This is a genomic window from Nocardia sp. NPDC058497, assembly GCF_042720195.1.
Taxonomy (GTDB): Bacteria; Actinomycetota; Actinomycetes; order Mycobacteriales; family Mycobacteriaceae; genus Nocardia.
Genome location: NZ_JBHXMY010000896.1, coordinates 1 through 1,645 on the forward strand (window position 1 = coordinate 1; position 1,645 = coordinate 1,645).

The following is a 1,645-nucleotide window of genomic DNA, read 5'->3' on the forward strand; positions in this document are numbered from 1 at the left end:
CTGTGCGACCGCCCCTCGATGTCTTCGACGAATCAGAAGTTGATCATGTGGCCCGCGAGGCCGTGGATCGCTTCCTGCAGCGCTTCGCTGAGCGTCGGGTGGGTGTGCACGTTGCGCGCGAGCTCGTTGACCGTGAGGTCCCACTTCTGGGCCAGGGTCAGCTCGGGCAGCAGCTCGGAGACGTCGGGGCCGATGAGGTGGCCGCCGATGAGCTCGCCGTGGGTCTTGTCGGCGATGAGCTTCACGAAACCGGTCGGGTCGGCCAGGCCGTGCGCCTTGCCGTTGGCGGTGAACGGGAAGGTCGCGACCTGCACGTCGTAGCCCTCGTCGCGGGCCTGGGCCTCGGTGAGGCCGAAGCTGGCGACCTGCGGCTGACAGAAGGTGGCGCGCGGCATCATCCGGTAGTCGCCGAGGGTCATGGTCTCGGCGCCCGCGATGGTCTCGGCGGCGACCACACCCTGCGCCTCGGCGACGTGCGCGAGCTGCAGCTTGGCGGTGACGTCACCGATCGCGTAGATGTGCGGCACGTTGGTGCGCATGTTGTCGTCGATCGCGATGGCGCCACGGTCGAGGGCGACACCGGTGGTCTCCAGGCCATAGCCGTCGACCCGCGGCGCGAAGCCGACGGCCTGCAGCACCTTGTCGACGGTGACGGTCTCGACGGCGCCGGACTTGTTGTCCTTGATCTGGACGGTGACCTTGGAGCCGTCGTCGTCGATCGTCTGCACGGCCGCACCGGTGGTGATGGTGATGCCGAGCTTCTTGTACTGCTTGGTGATCTCCTTGGAGACGTCTTCGTCCTCGTTCGGCAGCGCGCGATCGAGGAACTCCACGATCCGCACGTCGACGCCGTAGTTCTTCAGGACGTAGGCGAACTCCATGCCGATGGCGCCTGCGCCGACGATCAGGATCGAGCCGGGCAGGTCGCGGGTGAGGATCTGCTCCTCGTAGGTGACCACGTTCTCGGAGAGCTGGGTGCCCGGCAGCAGCTTGGTGGTGGTGCCGGTGGCGATGATGACGTTGTCGAACGTGATCGACTCGCTGCCGCCCTTGGTGAGGGCCACATCGAGTGAGTTCGGGCCGGTGAAGGTGCCGAGGCCGTCGAACTCGTCGATCTTGTTCTTCTTCATCAGGAAGTGCACGCCCTTGACGCGCCCGTCGGCCACCTTGCGGCTGCGGTCGAAGGCGGCGCCGAAGTCGAAGCTGACCTCACCGGAGATGCCGAAGGTCTTGGCTTCCTTGTGGAAGATATGGGCCAGTTCGGCGTTGCGCAGCAGTGCCTTGGACGGGATGCAGCCCACGTTCAGGCACACGCCACCCCAGTATTTCTGCTCGACAATCGCTGTTCGCAGGCCGAGTTGAGCGGCACGGATCGCGGCGACGTATCCGCCGGGACCAGCGCCGAGAACGACGACATCGTAGTGGGAAGTCACGACCCCGAGCCTAACTCTGTTTCGGGGAGTTCACCCACCCGTCCCCCACATAGGTGAGATGTGCGCACGGCTCATCGGCGCCGCCGTACGCCCGGTCGTCCACCGGCTCCCGGGGGGGGGGGAGTGGGGGGGGGGGGCCCCCCCCCCGCCGGGCGGGGCGGGGCGGGGGCGCCCCGGCCGGGCGGGGGGGGGGCGCGCGGGGGGTGAGTAAC

At 67.7% G+C, this 1,645-nt stretch carries 1 protein-coding gene; it reads right to left on the reverse strand.

Annotated elements, in window-relative coordinates:
- Positions 1 to 32: 32 nt before the first annotated feature.
- Positions 33 to 1,433, reverse strand: a complete 1,401-nt coding sequence (lpdA, locus tag ACFWPJ_RS32230) for a dihydrolipoyl dehydrogenase (protein WP_378857223.1) — start codon at positions 1,431 to 1,433, stop codon at positions 33 to 35.
- Positions 1,434 to 1,645 lie beyond the last annotated feature (212 nt).